24 protein-coding genes are annotated in these 19732 nt (G+C 64.8%); 11 read left to right on the top strand and 13 right to left on the bottom strand.

Features of this window, described 5'->3' with window-relative positions:
* Positions 1–637: 637 nt before the first annotated feature.
* Complete coding sequence (locus QH290_RS08775; protein WP_280382490.1) at positions 638–1225, bottom strand: hypothetical protein; 588 nt, start codon at positions 1223–1225, stop codon at positions 638–640.
* A gap of 304 nt (positions 1226–1529) precedes the next feature.
* Between QH290_RS08775 and QH290_RS38045 the strand changes: the two genes are divergently transcribed.
* The 3 genes from QH290_RS38045 (at position 1530) to QH290_RS08765 (ending at position 3162) form a co-directional block, all read left to right on the top strand.
* Entirely contained in the window at positions 1530–1742 is a 213-nt protein-coding gene (locus QH290_RS38045) for a transposase family protein (RefSeq protein WP_425301569.1), read from the top strand.
* Between the two features lie 522 nt (positions 1743–2264).
* Positions 2265–2720: a MarR family winged helix-turn-helix transcriptional regulator gene (locus QH290_RS08770; protein ID WP_280263250.1), complete on the top strand. Its 456-nt coding sequence runs from the start codon at positions 2265–2267 to the stop codon at positions 2718–2720.
* Positions 2713–3162 carry a hypothetical protein gene (locus QH290_RS08765; protein WP_280263248.1) on the top strand — a complete coding sequence of 150 codons (450 nt, stop codon included), beginning with the start codon at positions 2713–2715 and terminating at the stop codon, positions 3160–3162. The genes QH290_RS08770 and QH290_RS08765 overlap by 8 nt, the downstream gene beginning before the upstream one ends.
* A gap of 624 nt (positions 3163–3786) precedes the next feature.
* Here the strand turns inward: QH290_RS08765 and QH290_RS08760 are convergent.
* On the bottom strand, positions 3787–4809 hold the full coding sequence (locus QH290_RS08760; RefSeq protein WP_280263246.1) for a helix-turn-helix domain-containing protein: 1023 nt from the start codon (positions 4807–4809) through the stop codon (positions 3787–3789).
* 120 nt (positions 4810–4929) lie between these two features.
* On the opposite strand from QH290_RS08760, the gene QH290_RS08755 reads away from it, so the two are divergent.
* The 5 genes from QH290_RS08755 (at position 4930) to QH290_RS08735 (ending at position 10115) form a co-directional block, all read left to right on the top strand.
* A complete protein-coding gene (locus QH290_RS08755) occupies positions 4930–5250 on the top strand; it encodes a 2Fe-2S iron-sulfur cluster-binding protein (RefSeq protein WP_280263244.1) in 321 nt (106 codons plus the stop codon).
* A gap of 25 nt (positions 5251–5275) precedes the next feature.
* A complete protein-coding gene (locus QH290_RS08750; RefSeq protein ID WP_280255456.1) occupies positions 5276–6664 on the top strand; it encodes a cytochrome P450 in 1389 nt (462 codons plus the stop codon).
* Positions 6661–7863, top strand: coding sequence for an NAD(P)/FAD-dependent oxidoreductase (locus tag QH290_RS08745; RefSeq protein ID WP_280255457.1), 1203 nt, complete (start codon positions 6661–6663; stop codon positions 7861–7863). The genes QH290_RS08750 and QH290_RS08745 overlap by 4 nt, the downstream gene beginning before the upstream one ends.
* A 66-nt stretch (positions 7864–7929) precedes the next feature.
* Positions 7930–9390: a cytochrome P450 gene (locus QH290_RS08740; protein ID WP_280263242.1), complete on the top strand. Its 1461-nt coding sequence runs from the start codon at positions 7930–7932 to the stop codon at positions 9388–9390.
* Entirely contained in the window at positions 9387–10115 is a 729-nt protein-coding gene (locus tag QH290_RS08735; protein WP_280255463.1) for a transglutaminase-like domain-containing protein, read from the top strand. The genes QH290_RS08740 and QH290_RS08735 overlap by 4 nt, the downstream gene beginning before the upstream one ends.
* Positions 10116–10168: 53 nt before the next feature.
* Here the strand turns inward: QH290_RS08735 and QH290_RS08730 are convergent, their stop codons facing one another.
* Together QH290_RS08730 and QH290_RS08725 are read right to left on the bottom strand one after the other, a co-directional pair.
* On the bottom strand, positions 10169–10618 hold the full coding sequence (locus QH290_RS08730) for a universal stress protein (protein ID WP_280382489.1): 450 nt from the start codon (positions 10616–10618) through the stop codon (positions 10169–10171).
* Complete coding sequence (locus QH290_RS08725) at positions 10615–12198, bottom strand: MFS transporter (RefSeq protein ID WP_280382488.1); 1584 nt, start codon at positions 12196–12198, stop codon at positions 10615–10617. The genes QH290_RS08730 and QH290_RS08725 overlap by 4 nt, the downstream gene beginning before the upstream one ends.
* Before the next feature lie 127 nt (positions 12199–12325).
* On the opposite strand from QH290_RS08725, the gene QH290_RS08720 reads away from it, so the two are divergent.
* Positions 12326–13021 (top strand): TetR/AcrR family transcriptional regulator, encoded by a 696-nt coding sequence (locus tag QH290_RS08720; RefSeq protein ID WP_280265186.1) that lies wholly within the window; start codon positions 12326–12328, stop codon positions 13019–13021.
* 176 nt (positions 13022–13197) lie between these two features.
* Complete coding sequence (locus QH290_RS08715; RefSeq protein WP_280265185.1) at positions 13198–13995, top strand: SAM-dependent methyltransferase; 798 nt, start codon at positions 13198–13200, stop codon at positions 13993–13995.
* A gap of 183 nt (positions 13996–14178) precedes the next feature.
* On the opposite strand, the gene QH290_RS08710 is transcribed toward QH290_RS08715, so the two are convergent.
* From QH290_RS08710 to QH290_RS08685, 6 genes are all read right to left on the bottom strand, one after another.
* Entirely contained in the window at positions 14179–14544 is a 366-nt protein-coding gene (locus tag QH290_RS08710; RefSeq protein WP_280265184.1) for a DUF6968 family protein, read from the bottom strand.
* 22 nt (positions 14545–14566) lie between these two features.
* On the bottom strand, positions 14567–14776 hold the full coding sequence (locus QH290_RS08705) for a hypothetical protein (RefSeq protein ID WP_280265183.1): 210 nt from the start codon (positions 14774–14776) through the stop codon (positions 14567–14569).
* 273 nt (positions 14777–15049) lie between these two features.
* Positions 15050–15301 carry a hypothetical protein gene (locus QH290_RS08700; protein WP_280265182.1) on the bottom strand — a complete coding sequence of 84 codons (252 nt, stop codon included), beginning with the start codon at positions 15299–15301 and terminating at the stop codon, positions 15050–15052.
* The gene (locus QH290_RS08695) at positions 15276–15677 is read right to left on the bottom strand and encodes a hypothetical protein (RefSeq protein ID WP_280265181.1); all 402 of its coding nucleotides are present in this window, start codon (positions 15675–15677) and stop codon (positions 15276–15278) included. The genes QH290_RS08700 and QH290_RS08695 overlap by 26 nt, the downstream gene beginning before the upstream one ends.
* A complete protein-coding gene (locus tag QH290_RS08690) occupies positions 15674–15937 on the bottom strand; it encodes a hypothetical protein (RefSeq protein ID WP_280265180.1) in 264 nt (87 codons plus the stop codon). Before QH290_RS08690 ends, QH290_RS08695 begins: the two co-directional genes overlap by 4 nt.
* Positions 15934–16296 carry a hypothetical protein gene (locus QH290_RS08685; RefSeq protein WP_280265179.1) on the bottom strand — a complete coding sequence of 121 codons (363 nt, stop codon included), beginning with the start codon at positions 16294–16296 and terminating at the stop codon, positions 15934–15936. The genes QH290_RS08690 and QH290_RS08685 overlap by 4 nt, the downstream gene beginning before the upstream one ends.
* Positions 16297–16516: 220 nt before the next feature.
* Between QH290_RS08685 and QH290_RS08680 the strand changes: the two genes are divergently transcribed.
* Positions 16517–17755, top strand: coding sequence for a helix-turn-helix transcriptional regulator (locus QH290_RS08680; RefSeq protein WP_280265178.1), 1239 nt, complete (start codon positions 16517–16519; stop codon positions 17753–17755).
* Here QH290_RS08680 and cutA read toward each other — a convergent pair.
* From cutA to QH290_RS08670, 3 genes are all read right to left on the bottom strand, one after another.
* Positions 17736–18068, bottom strand: coding sequence for a divalent-cation tolerance protein CutA (cutA, locus tag QH290_RS38040; RefSeq protein ID WP_425301642.1), 333 nt, complete (start codon positions 18066–18068; stop codon positions 17736–17738). The genes QH290_RS08680 and cutA overlap by 20 nt on opposite strands.
* A 392-nt stretch (positions 18069–18460) precedes the next feature.
* Complete coding sequence (locus tag QH290_RS08675) at positions 18461–18856, bottom strand: hypothetical protein (RefSeq protein ID WP_280265177.1); 396 nt, start codon at positions 18854–18856, stop codon at positions 18461–18463.
* A gap of 248 nt (positions 18857–19104) precedes the next feature.
* On the bottom strand, positions 19105–19686 hold the full coding sequence (locus QH290_RS08670; protein ID WP_280265176.1) for a TetR/AcrR family transcriptional regulator: 582 nt from the start codon (positions 19684–19686) through the stop codon (positions 19105–19107).
* Between the last annotated feature and the right edge of the window lie 46 nt (positions 19687–19732).

The raw sequence follows: 19732 nt of genomic DNA, 5'->3' as shown, positions 1-19732 counted from the left end.
GGCCAGCGTCTCCCGCTGCGCCCTCGACTGTTGCGCCCGCGCCCGTACGGTCGGCGCCAGTCACTCCTCCGCCGCCGTGCTACCCGCTTCAGCCGTGCTGACCGCATGGCTGGTACGAGCCCAGTGATCGTCGCGTCACAGGAGATGCGCGCGGCAGCGAATCCGGCATGGCGGGAACCGCAGTGGGTAAATGGGTTGTGCGGGGCAGTCGTAGTGCGCAGCGATGCGCACACCACGACGCTCAGGATCCGCAGCCGCTACAGGCTGAAATCAGTGTCAGGTAGAGGCGAATGCGGCGTCGTGGTAGATGCGCTCTCGTGCTGCTGGGTCGTTCGCGTGCGCAGTACGTCTTCGGCGGTGCGTTGCTCCTCTGTGAGTGATGCCCGTCGTCGCTGCTCTTGTCGTGCAGCTAGCAATTGTCGTTCGAACCGCGCTTTTTCGATCATCTCGTTCAGCTGGTCGTCAGTCAGCCACCGGACTGGGTCGGCACTTCGATCGGCGATTGTCTGATCGGCTGATGTCGGTTGCGGGGTCCGCTGAAGAGTGGTGGCGTGGAACAGCTCGGTCTTAGTTTCCTGGAGACGTCGGCGGGCGTGCGTGCGTTGGTCGTAGAGCCGGAACGTGGCGTTCAGGTGAGCTAGCTGCACGTCGGTGTCGTCGACGAGTTGGTCAGGGCCTCCGGCGAATTCGACCAGTGCTTTGCGTGCAGCCTCGGCCTCCAGCTGACTTCCGCGGCTGCGCTTGCCGAGCTGGTTGCGGCGAGTTCGGCCAGGTGCAGGCCGAGCCGGTCACCGACGTTGTCGGGGCCGGTCCGCAGCTCGGCGAGCGCATCTGCGTATTCGGCGCGAACCGTAGGGGTGGCACGGTTCAAGAGGCTTTCGAGTTCGGCGAGGTGCGAGTCGCGTCCTTGTTTGTGGTCGAGCTCGTCGCGTCGGGTGCGGTCTGTGGCGGCCTGCACTTCAGCGTCGACGAGGCGTTCCATGGCGTCGAACCAGGCGATTCGGTAGGGCCGTTGCTGGTCGGAGCGGGTGCGCAGTTTCCAGCACGTACGGATCGTCCTGATGTGGTTTAGCGGGTCGGATTCGTCGATCTCAGTCTGTATTTCGTCGATCCGCCGCTGTCGGTCTTCTGCGGCACTGGGATTGTGACTGCGGTAATACTTCTGGTGCGCCATCAGGGACAAGCGCACATTTTCGGTACCTCTGGACACTGAAGAAGTGTCCATGTGAGTGAGGCTAGCCCTCAGCCTCTGGCTTCGTCAAATACGGCTCGACCTCGAAGGACTTCGTATACACCACCCACAGCTGCGTGCTCTGTGGGATGCTCGGCTGCCATCGCCATGTTCGTTCCGAGCTGTCGAGTCCGGTGAGATTCTGGATCTGGCACGGTTTGCGTGATTGACCCGTTCGAAATTCGCTCGGGCGCTTGATAGTTGAAGATGTCGCGGGTGCTCTGATCTTGGACCGGCGGCTGACCGGTTCCCGCATCTTGCTTGGTTGTCGATCGAGCGCGTTTATGCATCCGACCGGGTGTTATCCATCCTGGCCAGTACTCGCGGCGAGCCGGTTGCCTGTCCCGGATGCGGGGTGACGGCGCAGCGGGCGCACAGCCGGTTTGAACGGCGACTGTCCGACGCCGCCGTTGCCTGTCGCGAGGTGCTGATCCGGCTGCGGATACGCCGGTTGTTCTGTGACAACACACCGGGCACCTGTTCTGCGAAAGTCTTCTCACGCAATCGCTGATGATGAAGCAACTTCGCGGCCGTGAGCTGGAGCGATGGATAACAGCCGTCGAGACGGACGACCTGCCAGCATTGCACTCGTTCGTCCGGGGATTGCGCCGAGACTCCGACGCAGTCACCGGCCGGATTCACGATGCCATGGAACAGCGGCCCGGTCGACGGGCACGTTAACTTGTAGGACGATCACGCGGCAGACGTTCGGCAGAGCCAAACCGGACCTACTTCCGCAAGCGAAGCCTGTTGAGCGACTGAGCAAACCGATCGCCGAATCACGAAACTAGTGTCAGATTCTGAATCCTGACCCCTTTCCGGCTGATGGCCGGCCCCGGAACGAATCGGGGAGGCTCGGCATCGATCGCACAGCAGTGGCTCTCGGCTGCCTACTCACACGCGCGTAGGTCAACGTCACAACGAAGATCCAACGGGGGTAGTCGCCAACTGTTGTCCGCGGCTGTTAGATCCACCCTCACCTATTGTATGGCTTGCCATGTATTGTGTATGGCAAGCCATACAAGGAGTCTGCATGAAACGGGAAGAATCGCTCGGCTATCAGATCAACCACCTCGCCCGCCTGCTCGAGCAGGCACTCCGGGTGCGAATCGCCCCGATGGGGGTAGTGCCCGGCCAGTTCGCCCAACTGCTCGCATTGTATGAACGAGACGAGGTGACGCAGAACGAATTGCGCGAACAGGTCCGCATCGATCAGTCGACCATGGCACACACCCTCAACCGGATGCAGCGTGACGGACTGATCGTACGTAGGCCCGACCCCACTGACGGCCGGAAAGCCCTCATCGCACTCACCGCGCACGCCCACAGTCTGGAGGTAGATCTCGTCCGGGCCGCCGACGACGTGAATGCCGCAGCCTCACAGGAGATCTCGGATCAGGAAATGGCACAGTACCTGGAGCTGACCGCACGATTGATCGCGAACCTCGAAGCCCACCGCACCGCACCGACCGGAGGCAGCGATGGCTAAACGTATTCATCCGGTCACCGCGACGATTGCCCTCTTCACAACCTTCACGTTCTGGATCTCCACCGTCACAACGGAATTGACCGGATCCCTGCACCTGATCACCGTGGTCAAACAAGCGATCCCCTGGGGCTTCCTGCTTCTGGTCCCCGCCCTCGTCACCACCGGCGCAACCGGATTCGCGATGGCAGGACCGACAACCGATGCACGGATCCTCACCAAGAAGCGACGTATGCCGATCATCGGCGCTATCGGGCTCCTCGTCCTCGTCCCGTCGGCGCTGTACCTCGACCAGCTCGCGACACGAGCGGAGTTCGGCGGCACGTTCTACCTCGTACAAGCCATCGAACTGTGCGCCGGCGCCGTTAATATCACGCTACTGGCACTCAACTTCCGGGACGGACTCAGACTCCGCCGCCGCGCCGGACCACGACGCGCTACGTGAGCGACTGATCTGTCACTGACCGGGCTGTCCGAGGCTGGGCGCGGAGATGCGGCTCGACCGACCGAACGGCGGTAGTAGCCGATTTCAGGATGTTGTCAGCATCCGGGACACCGCGCCATCGCGGCGGCAACGACAGCCCGCACGACTACTGCATCAGCATCACTGATCACCAGATCACCCAAGTACGGCAAAACTTCCGAACAAGATCACCCGAACACGCCCGCCGGGATTACCAGCCATGTCCAGGATCCCGACATCGACACGCCTCAGGATGCATTACGCGCTCGATCGACAACTGGGCAAGATGCGGGAACAAGACAACCACCAATCCAAGATCAGAGCACCCGCGACATCTTCAGCTATCAAGCGCCCGAGCAATTTCGAATGGGTCAATTACGCAAATCGTGCCAGATGCAACCTCGAACGCACTTGACCCGAGCAGCGAATCTGGCGCACCGTAACCCTCTGGTTGTTTGCCGATGCCCCATAGGCGATCGCGGTTGTCCAGCTGTCACCTGATCCTGTATTAGTCTCGGGCCGCCGTCGCCGAGCAGTTGCAGCCCGGGACTGACAACCTCAGCCCGAGCGCTACTCCGTGTTAGGAGCTACAGCGTTGTTGTTTTCTCACAAGCCCGACGAGCCGGGCGAACTCAGCCGAAATTCGCTCGGAGAACGGCCGGTCCATCGCTTGAAGGCGTGTGAGAAGTTGGTGAGGTCGCTGTATCCGAGATCCGTGGCGATCTCACTCACCGACACTGATCGGTCGAGTAGCCGCAGCATCGCGCGCTCGCGCAGGAACGACTGGCACAACTCGCGAAAGGTGGTCCCCTCCTCGGCGAGGCGCCGCTTGAGCGTGCTGGTGGATATCGACAGCTCGTGTGCGACCGACTGGCTGCTTCTGTGTCCGGGATCCTTCTCCAGCAACCGTCTCACCTTCTCCGAGAACGAGGTGGGTCCGCTGCGTTGGTCGAGAGTTCGTTGCAGATCGACGATGGCGAGTCGATACGCGACGGGATCGGAGAACCGGCAGACCTCGTTGAGAGTGTCGGCAGGGATATGGAGGAATGACATCGGAGCGTCGAAGAACAGGCGCCCGGCCAGCGTGTCCTCGTGATCGGCCGGGAAGGCCGGCGCTGGCCAACTCAGATGGAGTGTGACGGTCTGTACCTCTCCGGCGAGCATGTCAAGCAGTCGCAGTAGTGCCGACCCGCCGTAGGTGACCACGAGGCAGTCCAGGGCCGGATCACGTGTGTGTCCGGTAAGTCCGACGGTGAGGCCGTGCTCACCTGGATGGAACTGTGGGCTGAGTGCTGTCGAAATCAACGGCAGAAAGGTGAGCAGTTCCACGATCTCGGCTACCGAACCTGCGCTGACCAGCGGAAAACTCAACGGGCCGAAGGACGTCAACTGGGCCTGTTCAGCGAACGCGAGGCCGAGCAGGGTTGCCTGGTCGACATCCAGTTCGGGGTAGACCTCCCGGAACCACCGCACCGGGACCTGGACGTCACGCTGGACCAGCGTCGCCTCGTCGGTTCCTTCGCGAGCCATGATGCCGCGAAGCCGTGCGACGGCGCCCGGGTCGAGCGCGTGGCTCTCGAGCAACTGCACGAACACGACCGGAGGCACACCCTCGTCACTGAGGTTCACCATCGCCTCACTGAGCCAAACTCACAAGTTTCTGACTTCGTTGAACATAGTCCAAGCGCTCATTTTCGACAAGACTTTTACCAAGTGTTCACATTGAGGACTACGTATCAGGAGCTGGCTATGGCAGTTGTCACCTTTGTCTCCCACGACGGCGAGAAGCATGAGGTGCCTCTTGAGGAAGGTCAGTCGCTGATGCAGGTCGCAACCAACAATGGGGTGCCCGGCATCGACGGCGACTGCGGAGGCGAGGCCGCGTGCGGCACCTGCCATGTGATCGTCGATCCGCAATGGTCCGAGCAGGTGGGGCTCTCCGGCGCAGCCGAGGAGGAGATGCTCGCGATGAACCCCGAGCGCCAGCCGACCTCCCGGCTGTCCTGCCAGATGGTGGCCTCGGCGGCGTGGGACGGCTTGATCGTCCAAACGCCTGAGTTTCAGATGTGACGACGAGAGAGACAGGTAAGCCGTGATGAAGATTCCTGGAGCAATCACCGCCAAGGTTCAGTCGACTATTCCGATGGGGCTGCAGATCCAAGGCGCACATCTGTACGACAGGACCCGGCGATGGGTGACCGGAACGAACGGGTCGAGGCTCTTCGTCGAGAAGCCCATCCCGCCGGTCGAGGACGTCGAGCTCGCCGACATCGACCTCAGCAATCCCTTCCTGTATCGCCAGGGGCGTTGGCAGTCCTACTTCGAGCGCCTGCGAAACGAGGCCCCGGTCCACTATCAGCCGAAGAGTCCGTTCGGTCCATTCTGGTCCGTCACGCGGCACGCCGACATTGTGGCCGTGGACAAGAACCACGAGGTCTTCTCCGCCGAGCCGCTCATCGTCATTGGGACCCCGCCTCGTTTCCTCGATATCGAGATGTTCATCGCGATGGACCCGCCCCGCCACGACGCGCAGCGGGCCGCGGTCCAAGGGGTGGTCGCACCGAAGAATCTGCGTGAGATGGAGGGCCTGATTCGTTCGCGCGTCCAGGAGGTGCTGGACAACCTGCCGGTGGATCAGCCGTTCGACTGGGTGCAGAACGTTTCGATCGAGTTGACCGCTCGGATGCTTGCGACCCTCTTGGACTTCCCGTACGACCAGCGGCGCAAGCTCGTCTACTGGTCAGATCTCGCGACGTCGCTGGAGCAAGCCAACGGCGGCCCCTCGGACAATGACGAGATATTCCGCGGCATGCGCGACATGGCGCAAGGTCTCAGCGCGCTATGGCACGACAAGGCGGCCCGGACAGCTGCCGGGGAGGAGCCCGGCTTCGATCTGATCACGATGCTGCAGAGCAACGAGGACACCAAGGATCTGATCGACCGCCCGATGGAGTTCTTGGGCAACCTCGTGTTGCTGATCGTCGGAGGCAATGACACGACCCGGAACTCGATGAGCGGCGGTGTACTTGCATTGAACCGCTTCCCTGACCAGTTCGACAAGCTGAAGGCGAACCCCGGTCTGATCCCCAACATGGTCTCGGAGATCATCCGGTGGCAAACCCCGCTGGCCTATATGCGCCGGATCGCCAAGGCAGACACCATGCTGAACGGCCAGTTCATCCGCAAGGGCGACAAGGTGGTGATGTGGTATGCCTCGGGCAATCGCGACGAGCGCGTGTTCGAACGGCCCGACGAGTTCGTCATCGACCGGTCCAACGCCCGCAACCACATCGCCTTCGGCTTCGGTGTCCACCGCTGTATGGGCAACCGGCTGGCCGAGCTGCAGCTACGGATCCTCTGGGAGGAGTTGCTGCCTCGTTTCGAGAACATCGAGGTGGTCGGAGAGCCAGAGTACGTGCAGTCCAACTTCGTGCGGGGAATCAGCAAGATGATGGTCCGCCTCACTCCGAAAGCCGGCGCATGAGCTTGCAGCGAGCCCTCATCGTCGGGTCCGGGCATGCCGGGGCCCAACTGGCGGCCAGTCTGCGCCAGGAAGGGTGGACCGGCGAGATCGTCCTGATTGGAGAGGAGTCGGCGCTGCCCTACCAGCGCCCGCCGCTGTCGAAGGCCTACCTGGCCGGGAAGACCACACTCGATGAACTCGCGATCCGTAGCGCCGAATTCTACGCCAAGCAACGAATCCAACCCCTGCATGCGACGGTGGAGGCGATAGACCGCTCGGCTGGTCACCTCGCACTGAGCACCGGCGACGCGCTGCCCTACGACAAGCTCGCGCTGTGCACTGGAGCCCGCCCTCGTCGGCTTTCCGCCCCGGGAGCCGACCTGGCCGGAGTCTACTACCTACGCACCGCCGCGGACGTCGAGATGATCCGAGAGGCCACCAGCGCCGGGCATCGGGCCGTGATCGTCGGCGGCGGCTATATCGGACTGGAGACGGCCGCCTCGTTGCGTGCACTGGGTCTGGAGGTCACAGTGCTCGAGGCGACCGAGCGTGTCCTCCAACGGGTCACCGCCCCACAGGTATCGGCGTTCTTCGACCGCATCCACCGGGAGAATGGCGTCAACATCCGGACGGGCGCGCTGGTCGCGGCTCTGTCCGGCGACAGCCGGGTCCGCGAAGTGGTCCTGGTCGGCGGCCAATCAATTCCCGCCGACCTCGTCATTGTCGGCATCGGCGTTGAGCCGAACACCGAGCTCGCCGCCGCCGCGGGTCTGGTCGTGGACAACGGCGTCGTGATCGACGACCAGACCAGGACGAGCGACGCCGACATCGTGGCCGCTGGGGACTGCGCCAGCCACAACATGGCCCGTTACGGTCGTCGCATACGCCTGGAGTCCGTGCCGAGCGCAGGCGAACAGGCCAAGGTTGCCGCCGCGACCGTCTGCGGGAAACCCAAAAAGATAGCGGCGCTTCCGTGGTTCTGGTCAGATCAATACAACCTCAAGCTCCAGATCGCCGGGCTCAACACCGGGTACGACGAAGTCGTCCTCAGCGGCGACCCGACCCGGGACCGCGACTTCACCTGCTTCTACCTCCGTGCGGGCGAGCTCATAGCCGCCGACTGCATCAACCGTCCCCGCGACTTCATGTTCAGCAAGCGGGTCATCACGCAGCAGCTCCCCATCGACCGGGCCGAACTGGTGCTCTCCGGCTCGGCTTGAGGTGACGGATCCTCGGGGTGGTACGACCACAGCGAGTGCGGGCCCGCATTTCGGAAAGGAACGTCAGTGACGAATGTCATCCAGCTCCCGCTGGCAAAGGGTCGTGAGCGGCTCTCGTCGGTCCTCTTGGCGCCGCTGCCGAACCGGGTCGACGCAGCCCTGCTGGGGGCCAGTGACCAGTGGCCGGTCCGCGAGCTCGCCTCGCCCCCGGCGGGGTCCGACCTCGAGCCGGTCCGAGGGACCGCGGGCCTGCCACTGCTCGGTCATACCCTGGACTACATCCGGTTCGGCTCCGACTTCACTCGGGCCAGGTACCGGCGGCTCGGACCTGTCTCGTGGATGGGCGCCTTCGGCACGAAAATAGTGGTGATCGCCGGCCCGGATGCCACACAGGAGGCGCTGACGACCAGGGCGAAGTCATTCTCCCAGGACGGGTGGACCTATCTCATCGATGCCTTCTTTCACCGGGGCCTGATGCTGATGAGCTTCGATGAGCACAGGATGCATCGGCGGATCATGCAGGAGGCATTCACCCGCGACCGGCTCGCCGGCTACGTCGACCAACTCGGCCCGACGCTGGAGGCCAGTGTCCTCGGGTGGACAGCTGGCCGTTCCACGCGCATCTACCCACTGCTGAAGGCCCTGACCCTGGACGTCGCAACGAAGGTCTTCATGGCAGATCGGGGAGGTAGCGAGGACACTGAGGCCATCAACAACGCCTTCGTGGCCACCGTGCGTGCGGCCAGTTCGATCATCCGTTTCCCGCTGCCAGGGACTCGGTGGCGAGCCGGAGTCCGTGGGCGCGCGCTCCTGGAGGACTACTTCACCCGGCACCTGCCAGCGGCTCGAAGCGGTCACGGAGACGACCTGTTTGCTGGGTTGTGCCATGCCCGTACCGCCGAGGGTGAGGCGTTCACAGATGAGGACGTCGTCAACCACATGATCTTCTTGATGATGGCGGCCCACGACACCTCGACCATCACCACCACCGCAGCTGTCTACTTCCTCGCCAAGCACCCGGTCTGGCAGGAACGGGCTCGGGCCGAGTCCGACCAGCTGGGTGGACGCCGCCCGGACATAGGCGACCTGGAGTCGCTGACGACGCTGGACCTGGTGATCAAGGAGACGCTGCGGCTGGTGGCACCCGTGCCGATCGTGATGCGCAAGACGGTCGAGGACGTGGAGATTGCCGGACACCACATCCCGGCGGACACCCTGGTGGCCGTGGCTCCGGCGGTGAACCACTTCGACGAGTCGTGCTGGACCGACCCCGACACCTTCGATCCTGACCGCTTCAGCGAGCCGCGGCGTGAGGACCAGAATCACCGCCTCGGGTGGATCCCCTTCGGAGGAGGGGTGCACAAGTGCATCGGCCTGCACTTCGGCACCCTTGAGGTCAAGGCGATCCTGCACTATATGCTGAGCACCTATACCTGGACGGTCCCCGACCAGTATGAGGCCCGATGGGACAACACCTCGCTCCCCATTCCTGTCGACGGATTGCCTATCACACTGGAGCGCAGATGAATCAGGCACCGATGACGTTCTTGGGGGCGACCGACTTCCTGGATATCGAGCACGAGTCCGTCCGGGCGTTCACCGCCGCCGCGATTGGTGACGCGAGCACCGACCGGGACAAGGCGAAGCGCCTCTTCGCCGCCGTACGCGACCAGGTCTGGTACGACCCCTACACGGTGTCGGACGATCCTGCCCACTATCGAGCGAGCTTCGTCCTCGAGGCAGGGCGTGCCTATTGCGTGCCGAAGGCGGTGCTCTTGACCGCAGTGTGCCGTGCGGCAGGGATCCCGGCGGTGCTGGGCTTCGCTGACGTCCGCAATCATTTGCAGACCGAATCGTTGCGAGCGCTCATGGGTGGCACCGACCTGTTCGTCTATCACGGTTACAGCCTCCTCTATGTCGGCGGCCGGTGGTTGAAGGCGACGCCCGCGTTCAACAGCGAGTTGTGCGCGCGTTTCGGTGTGCCGCCGGTGGATTTCGACGGCGATCGCGATGCACTCCTGCACGCCTACACCGCCGACGGATCCCAGCATATGGAGTACGTCCGCGAGCGCGGCGTCTTCGACGACCTGCCCTTGAACGCGATCCTGATCGACCTTCGCCACACCTATGGGCCGCTGATCTTCGAGCGCCCCCACGTGATGATCGCTGACGCTTTCACCGACACACCCACCAGCCGCGCCCAGCCCGACGGGATCTCCCGCGGGTCCCACCCACCCATGGAGGCCCGGTGAGTCTGGTGCCCCGGATATGTGCTCGGTCATGGGCGCTTTCGGCGGGTGTGTGTCTACCGGGTGGTGGCGATGAGGATGTCGCAGTGGGTTTTGCGGGCGAGTTGGATCGGTGGGGTGGGTAGTAGCCGGGCCAGCAGTGGTGAGCGGTGGGGGTTGGCGGTGACGATGAGGTCGGCGGCGGTGGTGGTGGCCAGGTGTAGCAGTGCGGGGAGGGTGGGTTCGGGCAGGATGTGGGTCTCGATGTCAGTGGCGCCGTGGGCGAGGGCGTGCTGGTGGGCGGTGCGCAGGATGGCGTCGGTGGGGGTGGTGCCGCACAGCCGGTAGGTGTCGGGTCCGAGCCGGTCGAGGTCGACTCCGAGTGCGCGTTGGTCGATGGGGTGGTGGGCGCCGATGATCAGGAGTCGGGCGTGGGTGGCGTGGGCGAGTTCTGCCGCGTGATCGACCACGCGGTAGGAGTGGTCGGATCCGTCGGTGTCGACGATGATCGTGCGGTAGGCCGTCATGACGGGCGTCTTTCGCGAGGAGGGGAGGTGTTTGCGGGGGAGGGGGTCGACGTGTGCGGGCGTGGTGTGCGGCCGGGGGCGAGGATTGCCAGCACTATCGCTCCGGCGGTGGTGAGGGCGGCCAGTGCGAGCGCGGCCTGGCCGCTGCCGTGCACGAACGCGGTCTTGGCGAACTCGGCCAGCGGCCGGGCTACCGGTCCGGCCTGGTCGGCGACCTCCAGGGCGGCGGCCGGGGAATCGGCGACCGGCCCGCGGGCGGGCTCGGGCAGCCGGGGCAGGGCGGGCGCGATGTGGTGGGTATAGCCGGCGGCGAGCACGCTGCCCGCCACGGCGATCCCGATCGCGGCGCCGATCTCGCGGGCGGCGTCGTTGACCGCGGCGGCGACCCCGTGTTTGGCCTCGGGGGTGTCGGCGACGATGGCATAGGTCGCCGGGGCGGTGCACAACCCCAGGCCCGCGCTCATGATCAGCAGCGGCCACAGCAGATCGAGGTAGTGCGCGGCGACGGTCAACCGGCTCACCTCCACCAGCCCGGCGGCGATGGTGAGCAGGCCGGTCACGGTCATCACCCGCAACCCGACCCGGCTCGACAGCCACGGCGCGAACACCGAGATCACCACCAGCGGCACCGCCATCGGTGCCAGCCCCAGCGCCGAGGCCAGCGGGCCATAACCGAGGATCAGCTGCAGGTACTGCACCAGCAGCAGGAACACGCCGAAGGTCACCAGGAACTGGATGGTCACCGACAGCGACCCGGCACCGAAACCACGGCGGGCGAACAACCGCACGTCCAGCAGCGGCGCGGCCGACCGCAACTCGACGACCACGAACACCACGCTCGCGGTCGCACCGACCCCAGCCGTGATGGCGACGAGCGGGTCGGCCCAGCCGCGTGCGGGGACCTCGATCGCGGCGAACACGATCGCCGCGACCGCCACCGCGACGGCCACTGCGCCGATCCAGTCCACCGGCGGATGCTCCCGCTGGCGGGATTCGGCGATGGTGCACGCCAGCATCGCCAGCACCGTCCCGGCCACGGTCAACCCGACGAACACCGAGGGCCACGACCATCGTTCGAGCAGCACCCCGGCACCGAGGATCCCCAGGACGCCCCCGGATCCGGCGACCCCGGCCCATATCCCCACCGCCCGGCCGCGAAGAGCGGGCGTGAACCCCGCGGTCAGGATCGACAACGTCGAGGGCATCACCAGCGCCGCGCCCGCCCCGGCCAGTGCCCGCCCCGCGATCAGCCACAACGGCTCGTCCAGCAACAGCGGCAGCGCCGAGGCGGCGGCGAACACCGCCAGCCCCGCCACCAGCACCACGCGGCGCCCGTAGCGGTCACCGACGGCTCCGGCGGGAAGCACCAAACACGCCAGCACCAGTGTGTAGCCGTCGACGATCCAGGTCAGCTGGGCTTGCGTCGCCCCGGTCGCGACAGCGATCTGCGGCAACGCCGAATACAACGCCGCCATCGCCGCGACGACCAGCGCCACCGCCAGGCACGACACCGTCAGCATCCACCACTCGGCCCTGGTCCACCGGGCAATCTCGACAGTGTCCGTCCCGGGTGCGTTCACCGGCACCTCCCGACTTTGAAGACCAGCGGTCTCTGTGCGAGACCATTCGTATCATAGCGGCCTGGGTGTGGGATAGAGTTCACGTATACCCACAGCTGAGCGACACGACCCGGAGGAACACGCGTTCATGACCGACCCGGACCCGGCGGCGACCGACCCGCTCACCACAGCCGACGAGCAGGCCGATCCGCGGCTGGCACGTTCACGCAACCGGCTGCTCGACGCGGCCACCCACCTGCTGTCCACCGGCGGTGTCGAGGCGGTCACCGTCGAGGCGGTCACCCGCGTGTCGAAGGTCGCGCGCGCTACCCTCTACCGGCACTTCGGCAGCACCACCCATCTGCTCGCGGCGACCTTCGAACGGCTGCTTCCCCACGTCGACGCCCCCACCGGCACCGCACCGGTACGCGAGCAGCTCATCGCGCTGCTCACCACCCAGGCCGACCTCATCGAACAGGCCCCGGTGCAGATGACCACCCTGGCCTGGCTGGCGTTGGGGTCCATCGGCGACGACCACACCGACCCCGACCGCCGCCACACCGACCCGGCCGCGGTCACCTCGCTGCGCGCCCGCGTCATCGAGCAGTACCGCCACCCGTTCGACCAGGTCCTCACCAGCCCCGACGCTCGCGCCATGCTCGGCGAACTCGACACCACCTTCGCGATCATCCAACTCCTCGGCCCGGTCGTGTTCGCCCGCCTCACCGGACTACGCGCCATCGACCACGACGACTGTGTCCGGCTCGTCGATAACTTCCTCACCACTCACCGAACAGGTACGGGCTGTGAACGCGCGGGAGGGGCTGTAAATGGGACTGTCTGATAATCAGACACTCCCTTACAACCCTGGCTGCGTAGCGGGTCGGCTCCCTGCCCGAACCGCCCTCCCCTCGGCGGGTGAATCTTGTACTGTCACAACCCAGACCGGGGTGAACCTGTCGAGGTGACCCTGCTCTGCCCGGGTGTCACTGTTTTCACTATCGCTGAGGAGTCCCGCTCATGTCCGATGATCGCGCCCCCGTGATCCGTACCGATATTCCGCACTCGGCGCGGATCTGGAACTACTGGATGGGTGGCAAGGACAACTACGAGATCGACCGGGCAGTCGGAGATGCCAGCATCGAGATTTACCCCGATATCACGTTCATGGCCCAGCAGTCGCGCCAGTTCCTGATCCGGGCCGTGCAATACGTCGCCGCGGAATGCGGAGTCCGTCAGTTTCTCGATATCGGCACCGGCCTGCCGACCATGCAGAACACCCACGAGGTCGCCCAGTCCGTCGCACCGGACGCGAAGATCGTCTACGTCGACAACGATCCGCTGGTGTTGGTTCACGCGGAGGCTCTGCTCACCAACACCACCGATGAGGGTGTAACCACCTACATCGATGCCGACTTCAACGAACCCGAGGCGATCATCGCCGCCGCTACCAACATCCTGAACTTCTCGCAGCCCGTCGCGGTAATGTTCATGGGCGTGCTCGGCCACGTGCAAACCTACGAGCACGCCCGCCGAGTCGTAGATACCGTCATGGACGCGGTGCCCTCCGGCAGCTTCTTGATCCTCTACGACGGCACCACCGACGACCAAGGCTACGTGGATCTGTGCGCGGAATACACCAAAAGCGGTGGGGTGCCCTATCACCCCCGCACCCGCGAACAAGTGAAGCGATATTTCGACGGCCTCGAGATGGTGGAGCCCGGGTTCGTCTCGATCACTCAGTGGCGTTCCAATGCCACCGAGGTCGGTAGCGTCCGCGAGATCGGCGCCTACTGCGCCGTGGCCAGAAAGCAGTGATCACATCACCGGCGCACGGTGCTGCGCAGGCGATTTGGCGCCATCCGGCGGCACACTGAATACCTGCTGGTCACGGGGCTGATTGCATCCGACCGGCTAGCCATCCCGCTGAGCGGATGATGCCAACGCGACGAGAAAAGCCCGCCAGCGGCCATGCTGGCGGGCTCATTTCGTGTCAGGCTGTCAGTCGGGTGGTGGTGGCAGCAGGGCTTCGATTTCGGCTCGGTCGTCGCTGGACAGTGGCGGGCTGGGGCTCTTGGGCAACCGAAGGTCCGTGTCGCCGTCCAGGGTGATCGGTGGGATGTTGCGCGGGTCCGACAGGACGGATTCTGCGCCCCAGAGCGCGTACACCAGTGCTTCGGCGGAATCGCTGCCGAGTCCGAATCCGTCGTAGGGTTCCGGGCCTCGGCCGAGTCCTGTGATCCGCCAGACGCAACGCCAGCAGTCGTTGCCGTTGTCGTAGAACGGCCGGTCGACCTCGACCGTGACGGGCACGCCGTCGCGGGCGTCGTAGTGACGTGTCGCGATCGGGTCGGGAGTGGTGGTCATAGTGGCAATCCTAGGGTCGTGGTCAGCAGTCGCAGGAATTGCGCAGGCAATCCTGATACCAGTCGAATGCCTTGTTCCGGCATATCCGGACGTCGGTGGATGTGGAGAACCGTTCCGCGCACGCGTTGTACAAGGTCTGATATTGGCTCTCGCAATAGGATTTCGGGTACGCTGCGGCCGTTCCGGCAGCGGCGGCGATCAGGGCGATCGACAGCACTAGTACGCGAATCATTCTGTGTAACATGGGTTTTCCCCTCTGTGTTTCGAACCGCCCGCAGCGAGTGCGGGACGCTCTCAATTAGGGCGGCCCCGTCCGGTGTCGTACTGTTCCGGATTCCGCGCGGCGTGTTCGAGCACCTTCATGGCCTGCCGTGTCGCCGGGCATTCGAATAGCGTGCAGAACCAATGACTTTTCGCGATTGCGCACGCGCCCGGGAATGACAGCGGCCCAACGATCGGATCGTGACCGACCTCGGCGCGGCGCTGGAAATGTAGTGTTCTACCATCACGTCTCCCGGGGCAGCCGCAGGCCCGCCGTGGTTTCGATGCTCATCCACAAGTACTTGTGCTCGGGCCATCGTGTACGGCAACGGTCCAGCGGAACCGAATCAGCGCCGAGTCTCACCGCGAGGCCACCGAGGACCTGAAACGACAGCACGCGGACCTCACCGGACTTGATGAACCACACGGCGCGTGCACTGTCGAGTTCGGTGGTGCGATGGCGTGGCCGCTCACTGGTCGGCCGATGACGTGGCATATCGCTCAATCCCACTGCGGGGCAACCTCTTTCGTGTGCGTGGCTGGATGACGCCTGCCTCAACAAGAACTCGGTGCGCCTCTCGTTTCCGGGCGCAGTCGCTTGGGGTGCAGTCGAGGTGCTGCCGCATCACCGTGCGCGCCTCACCCACGGTGAACGGGCGGCCCGGCGCAGCGTGGGTATAGGGCACGACGGCGATCGTGGGGGGATCGTCCGGCCACTGCTGCTGTTTCGGGTGCTCGGTGACCCGTAAGTGCTTGGCGGTCTGCACGATCGGCGGGTTGTCGCGCGGCTCCTTGAGGTCGGGCCAGACGACCAGCCAGATCACCGCGCCGCAGACCACGACGGCCACGACTGCCAAGACGGCTCCGCTCATGATTGCCGCCGTGTCGGATCGAGCAGGTTCACCCCGGGGTCGGGCACCACCCGGTACCCGATGAACGGGCAGGTACCGGGCACGAGCCCGTTGTGCGGGCTGATCCGGCCGTACTCATCGAGCGGGACCAGTCCGGCGGGCGGGCACAGCCGGGACGGGCACGCGACCGCTGCCAGCTTCCCGGAGCTGCTGTCGACCGCTGCCGCACCGCACGCCGAGGCGTACATCCAAGGCCCATCCAGGGGCGTCGCGGTGCTCATGTCGTATCCGCGCGGGCCGCCTGCGCCAGTTCTGCGGTGAGCCCGGCCCGCTCGAGGATCTTCTCGCCCTCGACCGTGATGAGCTGCGCTCGCTCGCGAATCGGCCGCTCGAGACCGTCGATATGTTCCAGATCGGGCACGATGACCGCGTCGGCCTTGGTGCGGTTCAACGCGTTCTCGATCGTGATGAGTGGCCACTCGCGGGACGGGTCCAACACGACGACCACTTCGTCGACGGCGTATCCGAGTAGCACGCCGATCTCGGTCATCTGCTGTTCGTCGCGGTTGCGGTCACCGGTCAGGTCCGGCCGGATGCAACGTATCGCGAGCCGACCCGGTGAGATGGTTCCTGATTCCATTGGTGTGTGCCTCCCGTGGAAGTTGGAAGGCACCCAGCGCCGAGGTTGCCCGTTCGCCGACCGTGGATGTACACGCCGGAGGTCGACAGCCCGGCAGCCCCCAATTGGGAGGAAGGGGCCGAACTCTCAGCGCCGGGGCCTGATTCAAGCGTTCCGGTTGTGTGGTCCGCGCAACAGCGCAAAACTATGGGCAAACAACCGCTATCAACCGGCAGGGGCAGTGGGGACGAACGAACAGTTCAAGTCGCTGAGGCTGGCTCGGGGGTGGACGCAGGCCGAGCTGGCCGAGCTGGTCTGCATTCAGGTCGAGACCGAGACTGGACGGCGTCCGGCTGTGGATGCCCAGGCGATCAGCCGGATCGAATGTGGTGAAATCTCTTGGCCGCGGACTGCAACGCGGCGCGTGCTAATGGCATTGTTGGATGTCCGATCACCGGATGATCTCGGTCTGTATCCGAGGCGGACCCAGCGCGATGCCGAAAGGGATGAAGCCACGAAACGCAGAGCCTTCCTAGCCCTCGCTGGCATCGGTGTTGCCGCACTGCCGCAGCCGCCGCGCGGGGTGGGCACGACTGATGTCGAGCAGATGCGCCAGAAGTTCGCACGGCTGGTGAGCGTCGACAGCTACCTCGGCGGTGCCGATACGTTCCGCATGTACTTCGCCGAACTTGCCCATACCGAGCAGATTCTCAGCCGATCGAGCTGTAGCTCAGCCGTGCGGCGTGATCTCACCGAGCTTGCCGCAGAGCAGGCGCAGCAGTCCGGATGGGCTGCGTTCGATGCCGGATTCAAGTCCACCGCCGTCGACCTTTTCGAGTACAGCCGCCGTGCAGCCGACGAATCAGCAAGCCGCGAGCTGGCGGCAAACGCGTTCGTGCATATCGCCTATGCCAGCGGTACTGGGGAATCGGTAGAGGCGGCCGATTCCGCCTGCGCCGCAATCGGATCCAGAGCACAACCAAAAGCGAGAGCGCTACTGGAATCACGGCGGGCGTGGTCCCTGGCAACGTCGGGTGACCGCGACGGTGCCGCCCGCTCCCTGGACGCAGCGCGGGATGCGCTGGAAGAGAAGTCCGAAGCCGACGCGCCTTGGTGTGGATGGGTAGACCACGCCGAGCTTGACATCATGACCGGACGCGTCTGGTCGGTGCTGCATCAGCCGGACAAGGCTATCAAGCCACTCGAGAATGCCCTCGCTGCGTACCCCGATTACTGGGCACGGGACAAGGCCCTCTACCTGACGTGGCTCGCTGACGCATATCTCGATGCTGGAGCCGACACGGCCGCTCTGTCGACCGTAGAGCGGGCCTTCGGACTCGCGGGCACCGTTGCTTCCGCTCGGCCACTTGCTCGAGTCCGTGAGGTTGCGCAACGCTGCGCTGTAACGGGCATCGCTGGTGCCGCCGACCTGGCGCGGCGCACGGCGTCGGTGCGTGCGCCTATCCCTGCCCGGCTGTAGTGCGCTCGACCCATTCCGCATAGGTGTCCAAGCACCACGCGACCGGCGTCGCGGTCACTTCCGGACTGTCCCACGGGTGAAGCTCCGAGACCCGTGCCGCGAGCCGATCACGGACCGCAGCTGAGGTGCGGAGCGAGACCCGCCATTCGGAGCCCTCGCCGAGTTCGCCAAGGTGCCAGAACACAGAGATCGCAGGCCCGGCGATCTCCGCTCCCGCTGCGAGCCGCTCAGCCACCACCGCTTTTGCGATGACTCGCGCAGAGTCCTCGGTCGGAGTTGTCGAGGTAACCGTCCACACTCTCGCCGTCGTCATGGTCGCTACCCTAACGTCGAACGACACCCGCACCAGACGGCCGCGATCAAGAGCGTCGACGCGATTCTCATCGGGGTCGCCAGCTAGTCGAGGGACCACCGCGTTGCCAATCCTGGGACCACTATGGACGGCGCAGAAGCAGAACTGGTTCTCGTACGTTCACCGGTTGACTGGACTTGGTCGGACACTCGGAATGTGGCATGTGTCCGGGCGTTGGCCGGTGCGGTGCGGTTTACTGCGAAGTTCGACGGGCCACGACTGTGCGGTGGCTGATGCGCCAGTCGTGTGGTTCGCGTCGGAGGGTGTCGTCGTATACCGGCGGCGCTGGTCCATCTGCAAATATTTGCCGTGACCACATCGGACAGCCGCAACTCGCCGATGGCGCATGGGGTTTAGGAAATTCGTGCAGCAAATTCGCTGGCCCGACGATACAGTTCACTCCGAACTCTGGTAAATCCATCGTTGATCCGGCGAGAATTTTGGGCTGGGGTGGGGAACTTGTGGCCGCAGTGAATAGTCAGTAGTGCGTATAGAGCAGGCTGTTCCGCTATTAGCTCCGCCTCAGCATCGGCGACGGGACGCCCGTCGCTGGCTGCCTGATCTATTTTAGCCTCGAGGTGAATTCGCCAGCGGTATTGTAGCGCAAGCAAAAGTCCATCAACACCCCCGAACAGCCATTTCATGTTGGGTATGCCATCGAAAATCAAGGGGTCGGCAGGGTTTATCGCCGCCCTGTCGAGAACGATGTGAATCACCTCGGTACGAGCGTGCAGATCTTCCCACGACATAGGCTACGCTTTCCCTGGTTGCCATCGTATGAATTCATGGTTTACCATCGCACAATCAATATTTCACGGAAACCCTAACCGCAGGACGTGAACCTCGAGTTAAAGTGCCGTAACCAGGCTGCTTCCAGGCCGCACCTTGCCAGATCGGGGCCGAAATTGTCGGCTGTCAGGGCGTGGAGGGACCACCCTGTAGCCGAGTGCGCGGTGGCCCGATCTGCGTGTGTGGCATCGGGCGTAGCGGTGCCTGCTCACTCGTTGTTGGCGTGGCGCAGGAGTCCGGTGGCGACGAGCGCTATTAGTGTGTCGGCGCGCTGGGCCGGGGCTGGCAGGGAGTCGGTGGCGAGGGCTATGCCGTGGGCGAGTTGGAGGAGGTCGTCGACGGCGATGGTCGGTGCGACGGAGCCTTCCTGCTGCGCGCGGGTGAGGAGTTGCCGTGCCGATTCGGTGATCATGGTGTGAGGCGAGAACTCCGGGGCGGGCTCGTACCCGGTCAGCGCCGGGCCGAGTCCCCGGACGGTGGCGGCGTGGGCCACGACCGCCCGCAGCCAGTTCGTCAGGGCCGCGCCCGCATTCGGCTCCGTCAGCAGCTCGTCCGCGCGGGCGCACAGGGCTCGGACACGGTCGTGGAGCACGACTTCCAGTAGCTCGGCCCGGGTCGGGAAATGACGATGCACTGTGGCCGATCCGACCCCGGCCCGCCGCGCGATCTGTTCGAGGGACGCCTCCGCGCCGGACTCCGCGATCACCGCGCTCGCCGCCGCCACCAGTCGGTCGTGGTTGCGTCGGGCGTCGGCCCTCTTTCTGCCGGATGAGCTGGGAGCTTCCCTCATCAGCCGGTACCTCCTTGCTAAATGGGGTAGGCCTTCCCCCCCACCG

It is taken from the genome of Nocardia wallacei (assembly GCF_029869545.1).
In the GTDB taxonomy this organism is placed as follows: domain Bacteria; phylum Actinomycetota; class Actinomycetes; order Mycobacteriales; family Mycobacteriaceae; genus Nocardia; species Nocardia wallacei_A.
Note: the sequence above shows the minus strand (reverse complement) of the source record. Positions and strands in the feature narration are given on the sequence as shown.

Coding starts and splice junctions, on each gene's coding strand:
- QH290_RS08720 (WP_280265186.1), top strand. CDS start 12,326: ATGACCGACCCGGACCCGGCGGCGACCGACCCGCTCACCACAGCCGAC.
- QH290_RS08710 (WP_280265184.1), bottom strand. CDS start 14,544: ATGACCACCACTCCCGACCCGATCGCGACACGTCACTACGACGCCCGC.
- QH290_RS08670 (WP_280265176.1), bottom strand. CDS start 19,686: ATGAGGGAAGCTCCCAGCTCATCCGGCAGAAAGAGGGCCGACGCCCGA.
- QH290_RS08695 (WP_280265181.1), bottom strand. CDS start 15,677: ATGAGCGGAGCCGTCTTGGCAGTCGTGGCCGTCGTGGTCTGCGGCGCG.
- QH290_RS08685 (WP_280265179.1), bottom strand. CDS start 16,296: ATGGAATCAGGAACCATCTCACCGGGTCGGCTCGCGATACGTTGCATC.
- QH290_RS08705 (WP_280265183.1), bottom strand. CDS start 14,776: ATGATTCGCGTACTAGTGCTGTCGATCGCCCTGATCGCCGCCGCTGCC.
- cutA (WP_425301642.1), bottom strand. CDS start 18,068: ATGACGACGGCGAGAGTGTGGACGGTTACCTCGACAACTCCGACCGAG.
- QH290_RS08735 (WP_280255463.1), top strand. CDS start 9,387: ATGAATCAGGCACCGATGACGTTCTTGGGGGCGACCGACTTCCTGGAT.
- QH290_RS08775 (WP_280382490.1), bottom strand. CDS start 1,225: ATGGACACTTCTTCAGTGTCCAGAGGTACCGAAAATGTGCGCTTGTCC.
- QH290_RS08730 (WP_280382489.1), bottom strand. CDS start 10,618: ATGACGGCCTACCGCACGATCATCGTCGACACCGACGGATCCGACCAC.
- QH290_RS08750 (WP_280255456.1), top strand. CDS start 5,276: ATGAAGATTCCTGGAGCAATCACCGCCAAGGTTCAGTCGACTATTCCG.
- QH290_RS08745 (WP_280255457.1), top strand. CDS start 6,661: ATGAGCTTGCAGCGAGCCCTCATCGTCGGGTCCGGGCATGCCGGGGCC.
- QH290_RS08700 (WP_280265182.1), bottom strand. CDS start 15,301: ATGCCACGTCATCGGCCGACCAGTGAGCGGCCACGCCATCGCACCACC.
- QH290_RS08690 (WP_280265180.1), bottom strand. CDS start 15,937: ATGAGCACCGCGACGCCCCTGGATGGGCCTTGGATGTACGCCTCGGCG.
- QH290_RS08675 (WP_280265177.1), bottom strand. CDS start 18,856: ATGTCGTGGGAAGATCTGCACGCTCGTACCGAGGTGATTCACATCGTT.
- QH290_RS08770 (WP_280263250.1), top strand. CDS start 2,265: ATGAAACGGGAAGAATCGCTCGGCTATCAGATCAACCACCTCGCCCGC.
- QH290_RS08755 (WP_280263244.1), top strand. CDS start 4,930: ATGGCAGTTGTCACCTTTGTCTCCCACGACGGCGAGAAGCATGAGGTG.
- QH290_RS08765 (WP_280263248.1), top strand. CDS start 2,713: ATGGCTAAACGTATTCATCCGGTCACCGCGACGATTGCCCTCTTCACA.
- QH290_RS08715 (WP_280265185.1), top strand. CDS start 13,198: ATGTCCGATGATCGCGCCCCCGTGATCCGTACCGATATTCCGCACTCG.